The 460-nt window shown below is 59.6% G+C and carries 1 pseudogene; it reads right to left on the bottom strand.

Going from position 1 to position 460, the window contains the following annotated elements:
• Positions 1-155 precede the first annotated feature (155 nt).
• Positions 156-460: pseudogene (locus B3M58_RS14490) on the bottom strand (TonB-dependent receptor); the annotation flags it as partial.

Below are 460 nucleotides of genomic sequence, written 5' to 3'. Positions count from 1 at the left end.
ACAAAAGCCTGACTGCTCATACAACACGTAATGGGGACAAAGCCTTTAGAACGGCCTGTTAAGCCGGCACGGTACACGCGGGCAAGGTTGATCCACGCATGTAAAAAAACCGCCAGCCTCGCAAGGAGGGTGGCGGTTGTTGAGTGCGCGGAAGGTTAGAAGGTCAGATTAGCCGACAGCCACAGGCGGCGGCCTTCTTCCAGGGTGCCGGTGGTGGATTGCGCGGCCTGGATATAGCTCGACGCCCAGCCGGTCGCGCCGGTGTTGGTGGTGTAGGTCTTGCCCTTGCTGAAGTCCTTGTCGAAGGCGTTGTACAGCGTGGCGTTGAGGGTCAGGTTGTCTGACGCCTTGTAAGAACCGCCGAGGTGGAACACCTCATAGGCTTGCAGGTCGCCGACCTGGTCTTGCAGCGCCTTATTGGCGGCCGTGAGGTTTTCGTAGGTGTCGGTGAAGCGCGCGC

It is taken from the genome of Pseudomonas sp. UBA2684 (assembly GCA_002354655.1).
Taxonomy (GTDB): Bacteria; Pseudomonadota; Gammaproteobacteria; order Pseudomonadales; family Pseudomonadaceae; genus Aquipseudomonas.
The sequence above is the reverse complement of the archived record's forward strand: the minus strand, read 5'-3'. Positions and strand labels throughout refer to the sequence as shown.